General features: G+C 44.0%; 17 protein-coding genes. 9 read left to right on the plus strand and 8 right to left on the minus strand.

From position 1 onward, the window contains the following. The first annotated feature begins 6 nt into the window (after nucleotides 1-6). The 6 genes from BO26_RS21525 to BO26_RS07055 all read left to right on the plus strand — a co-directional run bounded on the left by BO26_RS21525 (nucleotide 7) and on the right by BO26_RS07055 (nucleotide 9,228). Nucleotides 7-2,535, plus strand: a complete 2,529-nt coding sequence (locus BO26_RS21525; protein WP_051690901.1) for a phosphotransferase — start codon at nucleotides 7-9, stop codon at nucleotides 2,533-2,535. Between the two features lie 164 nt (nucleotides 2,536-2,699). Then, nucleotides 2,700-5,444: a phosphoenolpyruvate synthase gene (locus BO26_RS07035; protein ID WP_236637374.1), complete on the plus strand. Its 2,745-nt coding sequence runs from the start codon at nucleotides 2,700-2,702 to the stop codon at nucleotides 5,442-5,444. Then, entirely contained in the window at nucleotides 5,437-6,492 is a 1,056-nt protein-coding gene (locus BO26_RS07040; protein ID WP_036770366.1) for a hypothetical protein, read from the plus strand. The genes BO26_RS07035 and BO26_RS07040 overlap by 8 nt, the downstream gene beginning before the upstream one ends. Then, a complete protein-coding gene (locus BO26_RS07045; protein ID WP_036770368.1) occupies nucleotides 6,489-8,063 on the plus strand; it encodes a fatty acid CoA ligase family protein in 1,575 nt (524 codons plus the stop codon). Before BO26_RS07040 ends, BO26_RS07045 begins: the two co-directional genes overlap by 4 nt. 9 nt (nucleotides 8,064-8,072) lie before the next feature. Beyond that, entirely contained in the window at nucleotides 8,073-8,696 is a 624-nt protein-coding gene (locus BO26_RS07050) for a CDP-alcohol phosphatidyltransferase family protein (RefSeq protein WP_036770371.1), read from the plus strand. A 22-nt stretch (nucleotides 8,697-8,718) separates the two neighbouring features. Beyond that, a complete protein-coding gene (locus BO26_RS07055; RefSeq protein WP_236637377.1) occupies nucleotides 8,719-9,228 on the plus strand; it encodes a CDP-archaeol synthase in 510 nt (169 codons plus the stop codon). Nucleotides 9,229-9,427: 199 nt separating this feature from the next. Here the strand turns inward: BO26_RS07055 and BO26_RS07060 are convergent, their stop codons facing one another. From BO26_RS07060 to BO26_RS07070, 3 genes are read right to left on the minus strand one after another with little or no spacing between them, the layout of a single operon-like run. Continuing rightward, a complete protein-coding gene (locus BO26_RS07060; protein WP_036770376.1) occupies nucleotides 9,428-10,573 on the minus strand; it encodes an ABC transporter permease in 1,146 nt (381 codons plus the stop codon). Next, nucleotides 10,573-11,718, minus strand: coding sequence for an ABC transporter permease (locus BO26_RS07065; protein ID WP_036770379.1), 1,146 nt, complete (start codon nucleotides 11,716-11,718; stop codon nucleotides 10,573-10,575). The genes BO26_RS07060 and BO26_RS07065 overlap by 1 nt, the downstream gene beginning before the upstream one ends. A 7-nt stretch (nucleotides 11,719-11,725) precedes the next feature. Then, on the minus strand, nucleotides 11,726-12,697 hold the full coding sequence (locus tag BO26_RS07070) for an HlyD family secretion protein (RefSeq protein WP_036770383.1): 972 nt from the start codon (nucleotides 12,695-12,697) through the stop codon (nucleotides 11,726-11,728). 235 nt (nucleotides 12,698-12,932) lie between these two features. Between BO26_RS07070 and BO26_RS07075 the strand changes: the two genes are divergently transcribed. The 3 genes from BO26_RS07075 (at nucleotide 12,933) to BO26_RS07085 (ending at nucleotide 17,324) form a co-directional block, all read left to right on the plus strand. Continuing rightward, nucleotides 12,933-14,618: a sensor histidine kinase gene (locus BO26_RS07075; protein WP_036770386.1), complete on the plus strand. Its 1,686-nt coding sequence runs from the start codon at nucleotides 12,933-12,935 to the stop codon at nucleotides 14,616-14,618. Nucleotides 14,619-14,633: 15 nt separating this feature from the next. Beyond that, nucleotides 14,634-15,350, plus strand: coding sequence for a two-component system response regulator BtsR (gene btsR / locus BO26_RS07080; protein ID WP_036770389.1), 717 nt, complete (start codon nucleotides 14,634-14,636; stop codon nucleotides 15,348-15,350). A 171-nt stretch (nucleotides 15,351-15,521) separates the two neighbouring features. Then, entirely contained in the window at nucleotides 15,522-17,324 is a 1,803-nt protein-coding gene (locus tag BO26_RS07085) for a carbon starvation CstA family protein (RefSeq protein ID WP_036770392.1), read from the plus strand. Between the two features lie 67 nt (nucleotides 17,325-17,391). Here the strand turns inward: BO26_RS07085 and BO26_RS07090 are convergent, their stop codons facing one another. The 5 genes from BO26_RS07090 to rpsO all read right to left on the minus strand — a co-directional run bounded on the left by BO26_RS07090 (nucleotide 17,392) and on the right by rpsO (nucleotide 23,110). Further along, nucleotides 17,392-19,284: a DEAD/DEAH family ATP-dependent RNA helicase gene (locus tag BO26_RS07090; RefSeq protein ID WP_036770395.1), complete on the minus strand. Its 1,893-nt coding sequence runs from the start codon at nucleotides 19,282-19,284 to the stop codon at nucleotides 17,392-17,394. Beyond that, entirely contained in the window at nucleotides 19,274-19,354 is an 81-nt protein-coding gene (gene yrbN / locus BO26_RS24610) for a protein YrbN (protein WP_110882688.1), read from the minus strand. Before yrbN ends, BO26_RS07090 begins: the two co-directional genes overlap by 11 nt. A gap of 103 nt (nucleotides 19,355-19,457) precedes the next feature. After that, nucleotides 19,458-20,342, minus strand: coding sequence for a lipoprotein NlpI (gene nlpI / locus BO26_RS07095; protein WP_036770397.1), 885 nt, complete (start codon nucleotides 20,340-20,342; stop codon nucleotides 19,458-19,460). A 124-nt stretch (nucleotides 20,343-20,466) separates the two neighbouring features. Further along, nucleotides 20,467-22,596: a polyribonucleotide nucleotidyltransferase gene (pnp, locus tag BO26_RS07100; protein WP_036770400.1), complete on the minus strand. Its 2,130-nt coding sequence runs from the start codon at nucleotides 22,594-22,596 to the stop codon at nucleotides 20,467-20,469. Nucleotides 22,597-22,840: 244 nt separating this feature from the next. Beyond that, the gene (gene rpsO, locus BO26_RS07105) at nucleotides 22,841-23,110 is read right to left on the minus strand and encodes a 30S ribosomal protein S15 (RefSeq protein WP_015836102.1); all 270 of its coding nucleotides are present in this window, start codon (nucleotides 23,108-23,110) and stop codon (nucleotides 22,841-22,843) included. Between the last annotated feature and the right edge of the window lie 65 nt (nucleotides 23,111-23,175).

Here is a 23,175-nt window from a genome sequence, read left to right on the forward strand (position 1 = left end):
ATAGTTATGTTGCAAAAAAATATCCAATCATATGTGAGTAATGTCTCAGATAATACCACGACTCACATAGAGAACAGTGCACCGGGTTCAATTCTAGAATTATCACGTGACATATTCAGCAATAAACGCCAAGAGGTGTCTGATGTTCATACAACAGCAGCCCAGGTAAAATTATTACCCCGCCGCCATCTTTATACATATACCGAGGAAGCCCGGCAAAAACGTCTGGATTATTTGGCAAAACATACCGGGCACGCATTAGAGCACGTAGCAAATACCCATCTGGACGCGACAAAACTAACAAAAACTATTGAGGGATTTATTGGTTCAATAGAAATTCCTGTGGGGATTGCCGGCCCTCTCTTAATAAAAGGGCAATACGCTCAAGGGGTATATTATGCACCACTTGCCACTACAGAAGCCGCTTTAATTGCATCGGTATCCCGTGGTTCCTCAGCCATTATGCAATCAGGGGGTACGACTGCTCGTGTACTTGGTCAACGTATGATACGAGCACCCCGTTTTGAATTTTATAGCGTCTCACATAGCATAATATTCAGTGATTGGATCAACGAACATATCAGCGAACTACGGTATGAAATTGGACATCACTCCAAACATGCGCAATTGATGGAAATAAAACCACACATAATTGGACGTAGTGTCCATTTGCAATTTATCTACAATACAGCCGCTGCCGCTGGTCAAAATATGACGACTATCTGCACCTGGTATGCATGTCAATGGATCCAACAACAGCTAGCCAAAATGGCATTTATCCCACTACGTCACTTTATGATCGATGGTAATACATCTAGCGATAAAAAAGTGGCTTATCAACCTTTCATCGAAGGGCGTGGAACTCGTGTGGTGGCTGAGGTTTATCTCAATGCTGAATCCTGCCAGCAGATCTTGCGGGTCACTCCACAACAACTAGTCACGGCTTATCATCACGTCTGCGAGGGAGCCATCGCTTCAGGAATGGTCGGCATAAACATTAATGCAGCAAATGTTATTGCCGGGATGTTTACCGCTCTGGGGCAGGACATCGCCTGTGTACACGAATCGTCAGTCGCACATTTGCACATGACATTAACTGCCGATAATCGCGTCTATTGCAGTATCACACTGCCTTCATTGATCGTAGGTACAGTCGGCGGAGGTACCTATTTACCACACCAACGCGAATGCCTGAATATGTTGGGCTGCACCGATGAAAACGGTACCGCTCGCTTGGCTGAGATCATCGCGAGTTATTGCCTGGCCCTTGATATTTCAACCCTGTCAGCCATTGCTGCGGATGAGTTTGCCCAATCGCATGAAAAACTTAGCCGTAACCATCCAGCCCCCACCGGTGGCATTATTCCGCGCACCCCGCAAGAGCTTGACCTGTCATTCTTCCAACAAGCAAATTTTAATCCGGTGCTACAAGGGGCACACCTGACCACCATCAAACCTAAGTTTTCAGGCGATGATGGGCATAGCATGCTGACACATCTAAGCACAAACTATACGGAACGTTTAATTGGTCTATTTCCCTTTACGATGACCACATCCGCACAGAGTACTCTGCCAGTGATATTGAAACTGAAACCATTGGGGAGTGAGGTCGTTAATATGGTACTGGATATCGCCAAACACTGTTCCCCTGAGTTGTTTGCTGTTTTTCAGGATTTTGCACATCAGCTTGAATTTAACCAAAGCCATATCCGCGAGCTAGCGATTATGAATCAACAGGCTCCACAGCTCATGCGTTATATTCCGGTTATCTATGGTGTGATTGAAAACGAGGCAACTGGAACCTATGCCCTGATTGAAGAATTGCTGCACGATATGCTGTTAATGAACAATATTAATCTAGAAATACCTTGGGAACAGAATCACTTTGAAGCTGCCATCCGAGGAATTGCCGATGTTCACTCCATCTGGTTAGGGCAAGAAGAAGAGCTTATGTGGAAATTCCCACAACTACAAATTTCGAACGCTAACACAGTTTCACAAACGAAACCCCTATGGCAAAAACTAGGCAATTTTGTTCACCAGACATTTCCAGATTTGTTAACCGCTGAGGAACACCAAGATTTCCAGCACTGGGTAGATAACTCAGCCATCTGGTGGCAAGAGATCGAACAGATGCCCCGGACACTGATCCACGGTGATTTCAACCCTCGTAATATCGCTTTCCGGCAACAGGAAGAAGGATTACGTTTGTGTGCCTGGGATTGGGAATTGTCTACTTTGCATCTGCCACAACGTGACCTTGTCGAACTATTAGCCTTTAGCTTAGATCATCAACAAATCGATACAAACAATGTGGCCTATTATATTGAATTACACCGAATTGAACTTGAACAACAATCGGGGATTTCTCTTGATCCGATAAATTGGCGTCGCGGCTATGAGCTAGCGCTACGTGATTTCTGGATGAGAAGAATACCGCTTTATATGATGGCACATAATGTTATTGGCTACCCATTTATGGAGCGCACGATGAAAACTATCCGCTGGCTTATTTCATTAACGCGGAATCAATAGTACATCGAATTAGGTTATTTAATTTACCCTTCCTCTAATAATATAAGGGTGCAGCAATAGCTTGTAATTCATTCGTGTCTTATTGATCTATTAACCCACAAATATTATGTGCAAATAAGACCATGATATATCTACGTGTACTATTGCTGCATTGGTGGAATAACATGAAATATCTCTACACTCAAGATGACGCAATTAAATTAGCTGAACATTCCTTAGGTGGCAAAGCGGCTCATTTATTATGGCTGACACAAAATGGTTTTCCTGTACCGAATTATTGGGTCATCAGCAGCGAGGTACTAAACAGCTTATTAGCTAGCGATACATTTGCGATCAACATTGTGGAACAGTTAGCCACCGTGCCACATGATATCAGCCAGGAAAAACTCGACGCCATTGCCGCCCCTTTGCGCCAATGGTTACAATCACTCCCTCTGCCTGCAGAATTAGAAGAAGAATTGGCTTTGTTGTCAGAGAATAATCCAGATACGTTTTTCTCTGTTCGCTCATCCGCTATCGGTGAAGATGCCGCCAATGCGTCTTTTGCCGGGCAGATGGATAGTTACCTATTTCAACGTGGCAAATCTGCACTTGCCGACAGTCTACGTGCTGTGATGGCTTCAGCTTTTAATACTCGTGCGTTGCAATATCGCCTGCATAAACGACTGCCGATGGGTAATATCCGCAGTGCTGTCATCATTCAGAACATGGTTGCCGGTGAAGTTTCCGGAGTCATGTTTACTGCGCACCCAGTTACCGGCAGTAGACAGCATTACTTAATTTCATCTGCTTGGGGCACTGGGGAAGGCGTGGTTTCTGGTGAATGCGATACTGATGAGTTTTCGGTTCATCTCACCATGCCTGAGATCGAACGCCATATCACGCAAAAAGGGACAGCAAGTGTCTTCGATACCGCCAACGGCAACGGTACAGTGACAGTACCAGTCGCAGAAGAAAAACAGTGGACTCCAACCTTATCCGATAATGAAATATATGCATTGCGGGATATTGGCAAAAAAATCGCGGTGGCACGCGGTTGCCCACAAGACATCGAGTGGACGGTGCAAGACCATCAAATCTTTATTCTACAGACCCGGCCAATAACCAGATTACCCCGTCTGGATGATAAGAATGAACACCGTATTATCTTCGATAACTCTAATATTCAGGAATCTTATTGTGGAATAACAACACCACTGACTTTCTCTTTTGCCCGTGCTGGTTATGCCACCGTTTATGAACAGACAATACGTGCTTTGGGCTGCTCAGACAAACAAGTTAATCAACATCGTTCTATGCTGGAAAATATGCTTGGCTTAATTAAAGGCCGGATCTATTACAACATCAACAATTGGTATAAAGGGCTATTATTACTCCCCTCTTTCCAAACTAATAAGAAAGATATGGAAAGAATGATGGGGCTGGAAGATCCTGTCGATTTCATTAAAGATAAAGAACTTTCATTGGGCGATAAAATAAAAAAACTGCCTAGAATGGGATGGGCATTACTGCGACTACTATATGCCTTCAGAACGATGGATCAGCGAGTAGAGTTGTTTTTAGCACAATTTAAACAACATGCAGCAGCCATAAAACGAACAGAGTTACATACCTGCAACAGCGGCCAACTGATCGAGAAATTGAAATATCTGGATGAGCATCTGCTACGACGTTGGACGACGCCAATCCTGAACGATTTCTACGTAATGATGTTTAATGGCCGAGTACACCGGGGGCTGGCAGCAGCTGGCATTGAGAACCCGGCTGCATTATTGGGTGATCTCCTTTCAGGGGACGAAGATATTGAAAGCACCCAACCGACCAAAGTACTGTTAAAGATGTGCCAATTTGCGCGTCAGCGTCCTGAATTATGTACCCTGCTAACGAACGGCAATGCACATACTTTACTAACCCAAATACGCCAGCTCGATGAACCATTCTACCAACAATGCATTGATTATATTGAAAAATATGGCGATCGTACTATGGGCGAACTCAAGCTGGAAACCATTACACTAAAACAAGATCCCAGTTTTCTGTTTCTGATAATAAAAAACTACCTTGCTATCGATACCCTCACACCAGAGACGTTATCCAGCCGGGAAAGAAAATTGCGTACTCAGGCAGAAAATACCGCATTTCAGCAAATACGCGAGCGACTTGGCTCCAAACGTATGGGCACCTTTAAAAAAAATTTGCGGAAACTGCGCCAGGCAATACGCCACCGGGAAAATATGCGCTTCACCCGGACGCGTATGTTTGGGTTATACCGGGATATTTTCATACAGCTTGGTCAGGCATATGCACTAGAAGGGCTGCTTGCTGAACCTCGCGATATTTTCTACCTGACGTTAGAAGAGATCTACAGCGGCTACGAAGGAACAGCAGTACAAACCCAACTCAAGCCCTTAGTTGCTATACGCAAGCAAGAATATGCCAGCTACGAAACAGAGGATGAACCTGCTCACCACTTTTTCACTAGAGGCTCACTGTATCAACAGCAAGATTACAGCTACCCCTATCAAGAGCAACAGACCCCGACCAATAGCAGCGTGCTGCAAGGCATAGGTTGTTACCCAGGACAAGTTGAAACGACTATCCGCTTAATTAAAAACCCACAGGATGAAATGTCACTAGCCGGGCAGATCCTTTGTACCGTGCGTACCGATCCCGGCTGGGCCCCATTATTCCCTACCGCAGGCGGATTATTGATCGAGCGAGGTTCTACACTTTCACACTCCGCCGTTGTCGCTCGTGAACTGGGGATCCCCGCAATTGTCGGTATTCCTGCCATTACACAAATTTTGAAAGATGGCGATCGAGTACGCATGGATGGCGCAACAGGGAGCGTTATCCGCTTGCACGACACCACAACAAAAGAGCTGACATTAAGGAATGAACATGTCTGATATATTCATGGGAGAATGGTCTCCGGCCAATCCACTGCCTAACGGCTTTCTTGACCTTCCATCAATCATTTACCGCGATTGGCCGCTTTGGCCTGGTGAAGATCGGGAAAAGGTACAACAGCAGTTCAGCACGGAAAATCCTTGGTTTAATCACAGCAAAGCTTGGATTGGCTGTATTCCAGGGAAAACCCGTCTTGCCGGCTTTTTGGTACCTCATAGCGTTGATGGCCAACCTGCCGCATTCTTCGGCTTTTGGGAAACCGATCATGACCTGGCAAGCAACACCATGCTGTTTAACGCTTTGGAACAATGGGCCAAGAAAAATGGTGCGCGTAATCTCTATGGGCCGATTAACTTTTCAACCTTCGGACATTATCGCGTCCGACTTAATCATTTTGATGTCCCGCCCTTTGAGCATGAACCTTATAATCTTCCTTATTATTCTCTCTTATTAGAGGGATTGGGATTTGGTACTCGTTACCGCTATACCTCGCTATTCGATGACACCCAAGCAATAGCAAACAACTTTCGACAAGATTATCTACGCGCACAAAAACTCCCTGATCCCCAAGCAACATTATTTCCATTAACGCTGGAATTATGGATGCAGGAACAGGTTAAATTATATTCTTTTATCGACTCGGTCTTTGGCGAAAACTTCGCTTACACCACTCCATCTTGGACAACGTTCCAACAATATTGCGGTGAGGAATTTATTAAACCATTTTGTCGCTATCCTGCATCATTCCTGGCTAAAACCACCAACGGCGAGATTGCTGGGTTAATTCTTAGTCTATCGGTCCTGCAAGAAGGCCATCCCGCCATCGGGTTGTTGAAAACAGTGGCCGTCGCACCGCAATACCGAGGCAGCCGACTGTATAACACGCTATATGACTCATTTGAGCGGAGCGCCAGCCGAGTTCATCCTCGTTTAGGGGGTGCCCTGATGCGTGAAGATAACAAATCATTAAAGACTGCAGAACGGCTCTTCAATACATCAGCGGCCACTAAACATCAATACGCGCTTTATTACAGGAGGCTCGCATGACAAATATTTGTCAACCCATTATCGATGCAGCCCAAAAACATCCTGAACATTTAGCCTTGCAAGCACCATACCCTCTGGATAACGGCTGTAGTTTAAGTTTTCGGGACTTTTTTTCTCATGCAGCCCATTTCCAGTGTCTATTAACCCAAACTGGATTCGTTACCGGCGATCGCTTGTTAGTAATTGTTCAGCCAAGCCTGATACTTTACCCATTACTTATCGCCATCTTAGGGTTGGGACTCGTTCCGGTTATGCTTGAACGTGGGCTTTCTAAAAAGCAACTTAGAGAAATACTACGCCACAGTAAATTATCAGCCGTAATCACCCAACCTATGTTAGGAAAATTCTGGTTTCTGATCCCAGAACTGTGGCGACTGCGTCGTTTTGTCATTGGACAACGTATCTGGGGCATGAAAGAGCTGGCCCCCCCCAGTCAACATTTACCGCTAAATAGTTTTATCTGCCATGATTTACCACCTGATACGACGGGGTTAATTACCTTTACCTCTGGTTCCACTGGCATGCCTAAAGGCGCCAACCGCACCCATGACAGCCTGTTAGCACAACTTTACGCCATAAAGGCGCTTTTTCCTGAAGAAAAGAATGAAATTGACCTACACAGTTTCCCCGTTATGGTGCTGCATTCATTGTGCTGCGGTAACAGCAGTATTCTGCCCGACTTTGACTTTGCCTATCCCGCAACTGTCGATCCACAGAAAATTGTTAAACAATTGCAAGATAAAAGCATCACATGTCTCAGCGGTGCCCCTGCCTATATGAACAAGGTCACTGACTACGCCAGAAATAGCAGGTTGTCATTCCCCAATGTACGGATAGTTATTGTAGGTGGCGCCCCTGCCAGCACGTCATTGCTTGAAAACTGTTTAGCCGTTTTTCCACATGCACGGCATTTAGTCGTCTATGGTTCTACCGAAGTCGAACCAATCAGTACAATCGAAATGTCAACTCAGTTAAACCAATGGGCAACACATGATGGCTATCTGGTCGGAAAACCAGTTACACAAGCAGAAATATGTATCCGGGAGATAACCACCAATCCCCAGCAAATTACCCCACTAACCACCGGTAATGTCGGTGAAATTCTGGTTGCTGGACCTCATGTACTTAAAGACTATATTGATAATCCTCAAGCAACGAAAGAAAACAAACTCCCACGAAAACAGGGAGGTATCTGGCACTGTACCGGTGACGTTGGCTACACAGACACCACAGGACAACTTTGGTTGCTTGGGAGGGTAAAAGATAAAGTCGTGTTAGATGATGGACGAACGATCCATCCCTATATAGTAGAAAAAAAAATCAATGAACTACCCAATGTCACTCGGAGCGCATTCGTATTGCATCCTCTGGGAGGAGCCGCTCTGATACTGGAAAGTACTACCACGCCGGCAGATTTACCCGTCATTTTAGACGAACTGAATATTACGTTAGTTACCCGTATTTATTATATCAATCCTATTCCTGTCGACATTCGTCATAACAGTAAAATAAACCGCATTGCGCTGATAAATATGCTCAGGAAAGGTCAATTATCCTCCGTTGCATACTAAGGAAAAATTATGAACAATAATCATTTTATTATCCAATTAAACAAAGCAGATTATATTACTATTGGTGGCGCGGTATTTAGCGCTCTTTCTGTGGCCGCCGCACTACAACATTGGAATTACTTAGCTATTGCGTTTTTATACCTTGCCATGCTTGGTGACGCACTCGATGGTATTCTAGCCAGAAACTTAGATATTGTTCGCCCATTTGGTCGTTATCTTGATGGATTTATGGATCAACTTATTTACTTGATCTCTCCAGCCATTATCCTCTACCTTTCTGGTTATCAATCTTGGTATTCCCTGTTTATTATCTTAATGATCATTAGCGGTTGTCTGCGATTATCTGTATTTAATGAAGTCGGGAATATTAAGAACGAAAATAAGCTCTCCTATCTTGGTATGCCCGTATTCTGGAGCTTATTTATTATCAGTGGTTACGCTTTGGTAAGCCTGGTAATCGAGCCATGGCTAAGCCATCTCTTACTGACACTAGCGCTCCTTACATTCAGTATCGCCATGCTATGGGATCGCCCGTTTTATAAGTTCAAGAGTCTCCATACTATCATCAGTACAACACTTGCAGGGTTTGTTTTATTTACTGGTCTTCACTTCTGGAGTCTTTATGCTCAATAGTTTTTATCACGGGTGGATTTTAATGATCCCCGTCATCCTTGGCGGCTGTTTACATATGGTGATTGTGACAAAAAACTATTTTTCCTGTTGGGCGATTCCAATACACCAACGTTATTTCGGCCGTAACAAAACCTGGCGCGGTTTTATTACTGTACCCTTTGTTACCGCGTTATTTTCACTATTGTGGTTAGTTTTCGATACTGGAACACAAGACACGACTATTCCCCAAACTATTTCATCCTGCCTATTTGCTGGTTTTCTAGCGGGTTTCGGCTATGTTATTTTCGAATTACCAAACTCTTGGCTAAAAAGGAGACTTGGCGCACCACCGGGGAAACACCCAGAGAAAAATAAACGATTGTTTATTTTATTCGATCAAATTGATTCCGCTATTGGTGTCACAATAGCCTATTTTATTTATCTTAATCTTACTTATATAGATGCGCTTTTCTTTTTCCTCTGTTTTTTAATTAGCGCCTTTGTCGTTAAAAATATGCTATTTTTACTTTCACTGAAAAAAACGAGATTTTAAGTAGAAGATTCGATTAAAATACCGCAGCAAAACGGCTGCGGTTTCGCAGCTTATATAATAAAATTCAATTATACTCAAGACACTTCAAAGTGCATGTTTGAAAAACGATTATGTTGTTGAATTTAAATGTTTTTATGTCTGACGACTCAAGCATCTTGAAGTTCATTCGGTATATATGAAAAACAAAGATATGGAATTGTTACCTAAATATTCTACGCAAGTAATAGGTTATTTTCCTGAATTCACCATTTCGCACCATCCCGATCAGAATTCCTAGTAGCATATAAACACCACCAAGAACCAACATCATAGCAATATCTCCCAATACATTCTGTACTGGCAACCCCATCTGGTTAACACCTGCAATCGCTTTCGTTGCCCAAGTAGACGGTAAAGCAGAAGAGATTGCCCTCACCCAATCAGGCATTGCCTGTATCGGCCAAATGGTGCCAGAAATATAGAATACAGGCGTTGTCAAAAGAGCTATCGTCAAATAGATCATTTCTACGCTGCGCATACATTCTGTCACCAATTTCCCTAATCCGAGTACTGCCAACATAAACAGGAATGTCAGCATTAATAGTAGAGGAATAGACGCTTCCTGCCGGTATCCCAACACCCACGGCCAAAGAACAAAAAATATGATAGAGAGAAAAAGCCAGATTGGTAATAACGCCGATAATGCTCCCAAATAGACAGGCAATGGTGGTTTACCTTTCGGCGTACCTCGCATCGTAATACTAACCCGCACACAAGATATCAACAACGAATGTTGTAATAACATCACCAGCAAACCGGGAAAAACAATTGCAGCAAAACTAACACCTGGGTTAAATAACCCAACAGTTTCACTACGAATCGGCATCAGTAATAATTTTGTCTGCTCTGGACTGAAACCATATTTCAGTAATAATTTGCTGTTATATTCATTCAACAGTTGCCGGTGAGCAAAGGTCAACTCTTGCTGAATTTGCCCATTGGCAAGACGACTCGTTGCATCTCCATAAATCGGGAAGGTGATATTTTTTCCATTAAGGATATTTTTTTCCAGATCAGCCGGTATGATAATGATCGCGAAAATTTCACGTAATAGCAGATCATGACGGGCATCAGCCAAATTGTCATAACTGTGGACAGCAATTTTAGCCGTGGAATTAAGTTGACGTATCAGGGCACGACTAGCGAAGCTGTGATCCTGATCGATCACGGCAACAGGCAAATCCCATACTGTTGGCCGGACATATACCAAACTCATCAGACACAGAGAAGCCAACATTAACATCCACATGGGTTTTTCCAGCATTCCCATTAGCACCCGACGGAAAGTTTGCCAATACATCCGCATTATTCACCGCCTTGTAGCAGGCTAAGTCGTTTCAATAACCGATTACGCACAAGCAAGGAACAAACGAGAGGATAGATCAGTAACAAAGCACAAACAGATAAGATCCCCAGCAAAGAAACTTCACGCAGAAAAATATCAAACATCGCATTCAAGGCGTGCGTCAAGGGTTCGATATTCGCAATTATCCTCGCTGGCAATATCATTGATAATTCTGGTACAGACATACCTGAAAAGGTCATCGCGATACTCACCAGCACTCCAATAAGGCTATAAGCAGTCAGTGCGCTATTGGTGAAAGTAAACAGCAGCAGGCCAATACTTTGAGCTGCAATGACATAGAAGAAACCCACTATCACCATATATATTGGATTACCATTTACTTTTGCATCAAATACACCAATCAGAGCGGCCAGTTCTACAATCAACAGCAGAGTAAAAAACAAGGTATAAGGTGCCAGTTTTCCCAACAGAGCAAAGGTAAACGGTTTCATTGTCAGTAACATATTGCCACGTGCCATGCTATAAATTGTGCAGGTTACAACAAAAAGCTGTAACAAATGGATTGTTGCCGCAAACTGCTGATAATAGATGTAACTACCACTAGCGTTAAAAAGGCTGTCATAAACAAGCGTAACATTAGCTAGCGGAGGTAACTGATGGCCCATTTCTGTCGCCAATATGGAACGATACTTCGCATTAATCTCCACCATCAATCCACTAAGATCCTGAATTGCATAACTTCCAGCACCATAAAACAGCGCGTTGTAATACATACGCACTGTTGGCTGGCGACCACTAAGCGCATTAGCCTCAAAATCGTGTGGAATATAAAGTAAAGCGTAATCTTTAGCATTACCAAGCCGCTCAAGAGATTCCTGCAATCCACCATCGTAGGATTTAATTTGCGCATGAGAAGCTGCATCCAGGTTACGGATAAGAGTATGTGACAATGGACTATGATCATTATCTACCACTGATACTGGCAGATTGAGCAACGTCCCTTCTGAGAAATTAGCACTGATCAGCACAAATAGCATCAAAGGGAATAGCCAGCTCAGCCAGTGAAAAACTGGACTACGGATCGTAGCCCGGATTTCTTGACTAAAAGCACGTTCGAAACTACGCCATGCAATCTTGCTCCGCATCAGTCACCTATTCATCCCAACGCCACAAGGCACTCATACCAGGACGTAAACCTTCAATAGGCTGTACAGGATACAAACGAACTTCAAAAGTTCTTAAATCGAAATCACCGGTCGCACGAGTTGCGCGTTTAGTCGCATAATCTCCCATCGAAGAAATATAACGAACTTCTGCTTCGACCTCTTTATCCCCCAGCGCCGGAACACGGAGTTTGACTTTATCCCCTTTGCGTACTTTTGTCAGAATATCTTCCCGCAGGTTATAAACAAAATAAGCTTCTGGTACACGAACTAACGTCACCAGCGGGCTGTTAGCATTAAGTAATTCCCCTACTTCTGCCGGAATCGGCCCAACTTCACCCGCTACAGGAGCTTTGACCTGTAAATCATCACTTTGGGTCTGTAATTCAATTAGTTGTTGTTCTGCTTGACGCAAAGCCGCTGCATATTTCTGACGTATTTCAATCCTGTCACCATGCATACCTTCATCCAATGCCGCTTTTGCTCCTTGCATCTTCTGATAGGCAACATCCCTGCTTCGGCGGGCATTATCCAGTTCATTTGGTGAAACATAACCTTTGGATGCTATATTCTGGACACGGTTGTACTCACGCATCGCATTATCATATTCAGCCTGAGCTTGTGCCAAACCTGCTTCCAAATTCCGGATACTTTCTTCACGCGTACCATGAAGAGACTGCTCTAGCTGGGCTTTAGCCTGATCACGGACAGCTTCCAGTGAGGCTACCTGAGCTAGTAATTCAGGATTTTCGAGCGTAATCAACAACTGACCCACCTTAACATCATCTCCTCGTTCTACATGGCGCTCGATCACCCGACCTTTGGCTTTGGATGCCACAATTACTTCCGGCGCATCAACTTCACCTTGCAACAATAAGTATTGGTTATGAGAACGGAATAACACAGCCATTGCTGTGAGCAGAATAACCAGTAAGATCGTAAAAAGTGTTCTTTTTTTCATTTGTTTTACACACCCAAAATCGCCCGACCTGAAACTAATAGCATAGTCTCGCATTGTTTTACGGAAAATTTCTTATATGTTTGTGCGTATAATCACTGACAGAAAGGAAAAATTTTCACAATAGTGGAATGGTTTATGGCTCTTGTCAAATATTGTTCTACTTAAACCAAATTTTTAATTTTATCGTTAACAATTTCTGTAAACTGGTAACATTAACAATCTTCCCAGAAAGCCTATGTACGAATTTAGCCTCGTGTTGTTATTACTACAGCAAATGTGCGTCTACTTAGTCATCGCCTGGCTACTAAGTAAAACGCCGCTATTTATTCCACTCTTACAGGTCACAGTTCGCTTGCCTCACAAGTTACTATGCTACGTCATTTTCTCCATTTTCTGCATTATGGGGACTTACTTTGGTCTACATGTAGGTGATTCCATTGCCAATACTCGTGCTATTGGTGCCGTTCTTGGTGGGCTATTGGGTGGACCAGGCGTTGGCATGCTGGTTGGATTAACAGGTGGGCTACACCGTTATTCTCTTGGTGGGATGACCGCTTTCAGCTGCATGATATCGACTATTATCGAAGGTTTGATCGGTGGAATTATTCACAGTTACCTAATAAAACGCGGTCGAATAAACCAGCTGATTAATCCCTGGACAGCCGCTGTCGTAACGTTCTGTGCTGAAATAATACAAATGGGAATTTTACTACTACTTGCTCGCCCATATAGTGAAGCATTAGCGTTAGTAAAAAATATCGCCGTGCCAATGATTGTCACCAATAGTATCGGCTCAGCAATGTTCATACGTATTCTGCTCGACCGGCGCGCTATATTTGAAAAATATACCAGTGCATTTTCTGCTCAGGCACTCAAGATCGCCGTCTATACTGAAGGTATTCTGCGGAAAGGATTTAATGAAAATAACAGCATGCGGGTAGCAAAAGTTATTTATCAACAATTGGAAATCGGCGCAGTTGCCATTACGGATAGGGAAAAACTGCTGGCGTTTATTGGTATCGGTTCAGATCATCATCTTCCCGGAACACCTATTGCCTCCGCTCTATCCCGTCGGGCAATTGAAAATAACGAGGTCGTTTATGCCGACGGCAACGAAATACCTTACCGATGCTCAATCAATCCAACCTGCAAACTGGGTTCCACCTTAGTCATTCCACTACGAGGAGAAAATCAACAAGTGATCGGAACGATTAAACTCTACGAAGCTAAAAATCGTCTGTTCAGCTCAATCAACCGGACTCTTGGGGAAGGTATTGCCAGCCTGCTATCTGCCCAAATCCTCGCCGGACAATATGAACGAAATAAACAATCACTGCTCCAATCAGAAATCAAGTTGCTTCACGCGCAAGTGAATCCTCACTTTTTATTCAATGCTCTAAATACCCTGCAAGCCGTGATCCGCCGGGACAGTAAACAAGCTTGTCAGTTAGTACAATATCTCTCAACCTTCTTCCGTAAGAACTTGAAACGGTCAGAACAAATTGTCAGTCTGGCTGATGAAATCGAACATGTGAATGCTTACCTACAAATTGAGAAAGCACGATTCCGTGATCATCTGCAAATGTGTATTGAATTACCTGATTCTCTACTTAATGCCAGGCTACCTGCTTTTTCTCTCCAGCCGATAGTAGAAAATGCCATCAAACACGGTACATCACAATTGCTGGAAACCGGCAAAATTACTATCCGTGCCCATCAGCGGGATAAATTGCTGATAATGGAAGTGGAAGATAATGCCGGTCTGTATAAACCAGTTTCCATGGGCGATGGATTAGGAATGAGTCTAGTGGATAAACGACTACGACTTCGCTATGGTGAAAATTACGGTGTGCAAATAGATTGCCAACCCGAACAATTTACCCGCGTAACTTTATGTTTACCACTAGAATACAGAGGCTGATAAAACTGTGTGAGTATGAATATATTAATTGTTGATGACGAACCACTAGCACGAGAGAACCTGCGTTGTTTACTAGAAGAAGAACAAGATATCCAAATCATTGGCGAATGCGCCAACGCCGTTGAAGCCATTGGTGCGATCCATCGCCTAAAACCAGATGTTGTATTTCTGGATATCCAAATGCCACGTATCACCGGATTAGAAATGGTTAGTATGCTCGATCCAGAGCATCGCCCCGATATTGTTTTCCTGACGGCATTTGATGAATACGCAATACAGGCGTTTGAAGAGCACGCATTCGACTATTTATTAAAGCCACTGGAAAAAAATCGTTTGACCAAAACCTTACAACGATTACGTCAAGGGCATCAGAAACAAGATATTTCCATCCTGAAAGCAGAAGAACCACTGAAATATATCCCATGCACTGGCCACAGTCGCATATGGCTTGTTCAACTGGATGAAATACTTTATGTCACCTCCCGTCCAAGTGGAGTTTATGTTATGTGTACCAATGGCCAAGAGGGATTTACTGAATTAACACTTCGCACACTGGAAACTCGTACACCACTGATGAGAAATCATCGTCAATATCTGGTTAATATGACTCATCTGCGCGAAATCCTATTTGGTGATCATGGACAGGCTGAACTGATTTTACGTAACGGTAAAACTATTCCTATTAGCCGCCGCTACCTGAAGCCATTGAAAGAGGCGTTGGGATTGAAATAATAAGTGATATTCATCACATTTTCAGCAGGTTAATCAACTTTTGCTAACCACTTACCTGCTGAATCTAACCACTTAACCCGCCATACAACCACTCACTCAGACACCCTCCTGTTGCTTCCTTTAGCTGTGACAAGATAGGAATAAAAACTTATCGATCTCAGGAGAAGAGAAATGCAACACGCTCTTACTTTTATTATTGCGACGTTGTGTATCCTGGTTATCTGCTACCGCTTGTATGGTGTATTTTTCGTTAAGAAAGTACTGAAAGCTGATGACAATGAGGTAACACCTTCGCATTTACTGGAAGATGGCAAAAATTATGTCCCCACAAGGAAATGGGTCAATTTCGGCAGCCACTTCGCTGCAATTGCTGCGGCAGGCCCGTTGGTGGGCCCCGTATTAGCAGCTCAGTACGGTTATCTGCCCAGCATGTTATGGTTATTAATCGGCTGTGTCATTGGCGGTGCAGTACACGATACCGTTATTCTGTTCGCCTCAATGAAACATAGCGGTAAATCTCTGTCAGAAGTTACTAAAGCAGAGCTTGGTCCGATTGCTGGATGGTGTACCGGTCTTGCAATGCTATTCATCATCACTATCACCATGTCAGGTCTCTGCCTGGTGGTAGTTCACGCTTTGGAACGTAACCCCTGGGGTACATTTGCAGTACTTATGACCATTCCAGTAGCGGTTGGTGTCGGTCTGTGGGAACGCTTTACCGGTAATATGCGCGGAGCAACCTGGGTGGGTATTATCACTATCATGATATGCGTGATCGCCGGTCCTTACATTCAGACATCCGCTTTCGGTGAATGGTTAAGTCTGCGTACATCAACCGTCAGCATAGCACTGCCAATCTACGCATTCTTCGCAACTGCTCTGCCAGTATGGATGCTACTGACTCCACGTGGCTATATTTCCAGCTTTATGAAAATCGGTGTATTTGGAGCACTGGTTGTAGGCGTGATCTTTATTAATCCAGAGATACAATTCCCGGCAGTCACTGAATTTATTCATGGCAATGGCCCTGTACTGGCAGGTCCGGTATGGCCATTTATCTCTATCACTATTGCTTGTGGTGCAATTTCTGGTTTCCACGCATTTATCGGCTCTGGTACAACTCCCAAACAGATCGATAAATGGAGTGATATCCTGCCAGTTGGCTTCGGTGCAATGCTAGCAGAATGTGTTGTTGGCGTAATGGCACTGATTGCTGCTACCTCCCTGTATCCTGCTGACTACTTCGCGATTAATGCCTCTCCAGAAGTCTTTGCCACATTAGGTATGGACGTTGTCCACTTACCAACGTTGAGTCAAGAAATCGGCCTCGATCTGAATGGCCGTACTGGTGGTGCAGTAACGCTGGCAGTAGGTATGGCGGATATATTCACTCGTATTCCCTGGTTTAACCAGTTAACATCCTATTTCTTCCAATTCGTTGTCATGTTCGAAGCGGTATTTATCCTGACAGCCGTTGATTCCGGTACGCGTGTTGCCCGTTACCTGCTGCAAGATTTCTTGGGTGATATCTGGGCACCGCTAAAACGCATCGACTGGTTACCGGGTTCTATTGGTTGTAGTATCATTGCTTGCTTACTGTGGGGCTACCTATTGAATTCCGGCGACATCAATTCAGTCTGGGCTCTATTCGGAGTGTCCAATCAATTGATGGCATCTATCGGCCTGATGATTGGTGCAACAGTTATCCTACGACTATCTGAAAAACGCTGGTACATGTTGACCTGTCTGATCCCACTAGCTTATCTGTATATTACTGTGAACTATGCTGCTTACTGGATGGTGAAGCATGTTTATTTCAACTCCGCAGCAAAAGGTTTCAATATTTTTAATGGCACTATCTCAATTGCAATGGTTATCCTTGGTGCCGTAATTCTGGCTGCTTCTATCATGCAATGGCTGAAACTATGGCACGCGCGTAGTACCAGCAATCCAGTTAAGGCATTAAGTAATTGATCTATCTCTATATATCAAAAACGGCTCCTGTGAAAAGGAGCCGTTTTATCATTCAAATATCAGTCAATTACTGCGCGTTACTATTACTATAACGACGACGTGGAGCAGCAGATGGACCATGGTCATCACCACGACCACGGAAACTGCTACGGCTTTGGCCTTCACCACCTCGGCGTTCACCACTGAAGCGACGGCCACCACCGTTGAAGCTTTCACGATCACGACGAGGACCATTGCCATTACCGTTACGTCCTCCACCACGACGTTCGCGACGTTCAAATGGTTGTGCATCACCCATTAACTGCATATTCATTGGTTTATTCAGAATGCGGGTACGGGTAAAGTGGGACAACAAATCGCTTGGCATACCTTTTGGCAATTCAATCGTGGAATGTGTTGCAAACAGTTTAATATTACCAATATAACGGCTACTGATATCACCTTCATTAGCAATTGCACCAACGATATGGCGAACCTCAACACCATCATCGCGGCCTATTTCAATACGGTACAACTCCATTTCACCGACATCACGACGTTCACGACGAGGACGATCACCACGCTCGCCACGATCATCAAAACCATTACGACGACGATCATCACGTTCGTTGAACTCACGGCGAGGACGACGAACAGGATCTGGTGGCAGAATCAAAGGACGTTCACCCTGTGCCATTTTCAATAATGCTGCCGCCAGCGTTTCTATATCTAGATCTTCCGCAGGTTGCAATTTGGACAACAGAGCACGGTACTGATCCAGATCACTACTTTCCAATTGCTGCTGTACATTAGCTGCAAATTTTTCCAGGCGACGCTGACTCAACAATTCTGCATTTGGCAGTTCAACTTCCGGAATAGTCAGCTTCATTGTACGTTCAACATTACGCAACAAGCGGCGTTCACGGTTTTCTACAAACAACAACGCACGACCCGCACGACCCGCACGACCAGTACGGCCAATACGGTGAACATAAGATTCTGCATCCATTGGAATATCATAGTTGACAACCAAGCTAATGCGTTCTACATCCAAACCGCGCGCAGCAACATCAGTTGCAATCAAAATATCCAAACGACCATCTTTCAGGCGTTCCAAAGTCTGTTCACGCAGTGCCTGGTTCATATCACCGTTCAAGGCTGCACTATTGTAGCCATTACGCTCCAGTGCTTCTGCCACTTCCAGAGTTGCGTTTTTGGTACGCACAAAAATAATCGCAGCATCGAAATCTTCAGCTTCAAGGAAACGCACCAGTGCTTCATTTTTACGCATACCGTAAACAGACCAGTAACTCTGGCTGATATCAGGACGAGTAGTCACGCTCGCCTGAATACGCACTTCCTGCGGATCTTTCATAAAACGACGAGTAATTCGGCGGATAGCTTCTGGCATAGTTGCAGAAAACAGCGCAGTTTGGTGCTCAGCAGGGATTTGGCTCATGATGTTTTCAACATCTTCGATAAAGCCCATGCGCAGCATTTCGTCAGCTTCATCCAAAACTAAACCGCTCAGGTTAGACAGATCCAAAGTACCGCGCTTCAGATGGTCCAGAAGACGACCTGGTGTACCTACAACAATTTGTGGCCCTTGACGCAAAGCGCGCAATTGAACGTCATAACGTTGTCCACCATACAGTGCAACAACATTTACGTTACGCATATGCTTAGAAAAATCTGCACATGCTTCAGCTACCTGTACCGCCAGTTCACGGGTCGGTGCCAGCACAAGGATCTGAGGAGCTTTCAGCTCAGCATTAATGTTATGCAATAAGGGCAAGCTAAACGCCGCAGTTTTACCACTGCCAGTCTGTGCCATACCCAGCACATCACGGCCGTTTAATAAGTGGGGAATACATTGTTGCTGAATTGGAGACGGCTTTTCATAGCCAAGATCTTCCAGTGCAGAAAGAATAGGTGCTGATAAACCCAGATCAGCAAAAGAGATTTCAGTCTCAGTGGTCATGTAATGGTGCCTCATTAGTTATGGCGGCCAGTCTACATAACGCATCGAAAAGAATTTCGGTCATTTTCATTTAAAATGTGAACTGGCTCAAAGTATTTAATTAAACGAACAAATAAGCCCTCATCGGTCAAGATGATGGACTTTGTTAATCAATCTCGAAAAATGTTCGTCAGCTATTGCTGGTCCGATTCTGATAGGTCGTCTTGTTCTTGGCCTAACAGCGCCAACTCCAACAATGCATAGCGGTGCTCAACAAAGTTATGTGCATTATTAGCTACCGTCAGTTTGAATAACGCAGATGCGCTATCCTTGTCCCCCAGACTTAGGTAATGCTTACCTAAATAGAAGTCAGTTTCACTGAGATGCTCAGCGAGCGAAGTGTTATCCGTTGCATTCTCTTTTAAGCGATCCATCAATGTATATTCACTGATTTTACCTAAGTAGAATTCAACTATATTCCAGCCCCATTGCCCCCGGTTCGCTTTTTCGTAGTGTTGCGACAAATTTGCCATCGCTCCTTTAGGATAAAATTCTTTTTCCACTAGGTACAACCACAACGAACGAAAAGGATCATTTGGATCGTCTTGATAAAACGCCTGCAGATCATCCTGCGCTAACTTATACCGACCACCGTAATACAGCGCGATGCCACGGTTCAGACGCGCATAATTGTAAGTTGGATCAAGCTCTAATACAGAATCAAACGCTTCATAGGCGGCATCAAAATTGCCAGCCTGCGTAAAGTAAATCCCGAGATAATTGAAAATCTCTGGAATATTCGGGCGAATAGATAAGGCAATAGAAAAATCATTCCGTGCCAAAGCTCTCAGCCCGAGGCTATCATACAGCACACCTCTCTCATATAAAAGCTGTGCGTATTCATCTTCTGTCAAAGACCGACTCGCAAGAATTTGTTCCATACGAGCCAGAATGACTTCCTGCTGCAATGAAGGTTGTAACGGAATAGCAAAAACTTCGTTTTTACGCCAATCCTTGCTGCTGCATCCTGTTAGAATAAGTATTGCTACAGCATAACACCAGCGCAGAAAAAAATTCATTTCCTACTCCCGAAAATCAGACATTGATAAGAATGCCCTATCACCCATCTTGCATTTATTGGGCCTCCTGCCCTTGAGTCTATTAAACGGCGCCTTTTACAAGACGCCGTTTATAACATCAAATTTATTCTGCTGATTGTGGTGCTTGTAGCGCTTCCTCAACAGTTGTACCTACTGTTGCTTCTTTAATGCTCAAACGAACACGGCCCTGGCGATCAACTTCCAGTACTTTGACTGATACTTCCTGACCAACCTGCAAATAATCAGCCACTTTCTCAACACGTTTATCAGCAATCTGAGAAATATGTACTAAACCTTCTTTACCACCACCGATAGCAACAAATGCGCCAAAATCAACAATACGGGTTACTTTACCAGTGTAAACACGACCAACTTCGATCTCCGCAGTAATTTCTTCAATACGGCTGATTGCATGTTTCGCTTTTTCGCCATCAGTTGCAGCAATCTTCACTGTGCCATCATCTTCAATCTCAATAGTAGTACCGGTTTCTTCAGTCAGTGCACGAATAACTGAACCACCTTTACCGATAACATCTTTGATCTTGTCAGGATTAATTTTGATAGTGTGAATGCGTGGTGCAAATTCAGAAATATCATTACGTGGGCAATTAATCGCTTGCTCCATCACACTCAGAATATGCAAACGTGCACCTTTTGCCTGATTTAAAGCAACTTGCATAATTTCACGAGTGATACCTTCAATTTTGATATCCATTTGCAGGGCGCTAACACCTTCACGGCTACCCGCTACTTTAAAGTCCATGTCTCCTAAATGATCTTCATCACCCAGAATGTCAGACAGAACAACAAAATTATCCCCTTCTTTCACCAGCCCCATTGCAATACCAGCAACAGCAGCTTTGATCGGCACACCTGCATCCATCAATGCAAGAGATGCACCACAAACAGATGCCATTGAAGATGAGCCGTTTGATTCAGTAATTTCAGAAACTACACGAACAGTATATGGGAATTCATTAGCTTTTGGCATGACTGCCAATACACCACGTTTAGCCAGACGGCCATGACCAATTTCACGACGTTTTGGTGAACCAATCATACCTGTTTCACCGACAGAGTATGGAGGGAAGTTGTAATGTAATAGGAAACGATCTGTACGTTCCCCCATCAGCTCATCAATGATTTGTGCATCACGTTCTGTACCCAGAGTCGCAGTAACCAAAGCCTGAGTTTCACCACGAGTAAACAGTGCAGAACCGTGAGTACGAGGAAGAACACCAGTACGTACGTCCAACGCACGAACCATATCTTTTTCACGACCATCAATACGAGGTTCACCGCGCAAAACACGACTGCGAACAACATTTTTCTCTAAGCTACCCAAAATTTCATGGATTTCGGCTTCATCCAGAGCTTCATCTTGTTCCAGTAATGCTGCTGTAACTTCATCTTTGATAGCATCAACTTGAGCATAACGCTCTTGCTTCTCAGTGATACGATAAGCATCACCCAAGCGGCTTTCGGCCAATGCAGCAACACGATCATGTAATTCTTGGTTAACAGGCTCTGGCACCCAATCCCATTTCTCTTTGCCCGCTTCCGCAGCCAACGCGTTAATGTTATCAATAACCACCTGTTGTTGATCATGACCAAACACTACCGCGCCCAACATTTGTTCTTCAGTTAATAAATCTGCTTCAGATTCAACCATCAATACAGCGCCAGCAGTACCTGAAACCACCAGATCCAAACGGCTATTTTTTAGCTCATCACTGGTCGGGTTCAATACATATTGATCATTGATATAACCAACACGGGCAGCACCAATTGGGCCATTGAATGGAATACCAGAAAGTGCCAGTGCAGCAGAAGCACCAATCATTGCAACAATATCAGGGTTAACTTGTGGATTAACAGAAACAACAGTTGCTACGATCTGAACCTCATTCAGGAAACCCTCTGGGAATAAAGGGCGCAAAGGACGATCAATCAAACGCGCTACCAGCGTTTCACCTTCTCCCGGGCGACCTTCACGACGGAAGAAGCTACCTGGAACACGACCGGCAGCGTAAGTACGTTCCTGATAATTAACAGTCAGTGGAAAAAAATCCTGACCAATTTTTACTTTTTTCTGACCAACAACAGTTACGAATACAGCCGTGTCATCCATATTTACCATAACAGCAGCTGTGGCTTGGCGAGCCATCATACCGGTTTCGATAGTAATGGTATGTTGGCCATATTGAAATTTACGAACAATCGGACTCAGCAAAATAATATCCTTTCGTTAACGTTGCCTTTTATATTTAGCAGACAACAATGAATGATCTCTCCATGCCACATCCTCGCGACTAATGACAGGACTTACCTCTTAAGTACTCTCATTAGCCGCGCGAACCTCTGTAACCGAAGAGCTTTACTAAAACCACCATCAACATTCCTATGCTGTTACATAATGATGGTTTTTCAGAAGAAAAGGGGCCATATATGGCCCCTTTCCACTGAAACTTGCTTGATTAGCGACGCAGGCCGAGACGCCCAATCAGCGCAGTGTAACTTGTTACATTTTTACGCTTCAGATAGTCCAGCAATTTACGACGCTGAGAAACCATGCGCAGCAGACCACGACGGCTGTGGTGATCTTTTTTATGCTCTGAAAAATGACCTTGCAAGTGATTGATCTGCGCAGTCAGCAAAGCAATCTGTACTTCACTAGAACCGCTGTCATTCGCATCACGACCAAATTCAGCAATAATTTGCGCTTTTGCTTCAGTACTTAGAGACATATTACAACTCCAAAAATATATCAATTAAAATCACGGGTGCCGATCTCTAATTCAGCCGCCCAACA

It is taken from the genome of Photorhabdus australis DSM 17609 (assembly GCF_000711895.1).
Taxonomy (GTDB): domain Bacteria; phylum Pseudomonadota; class Gammaproteobacteria; order Enterobacterales; family Enterobacteriaceae; genus Photorhabdus; species Photorhabdus australis.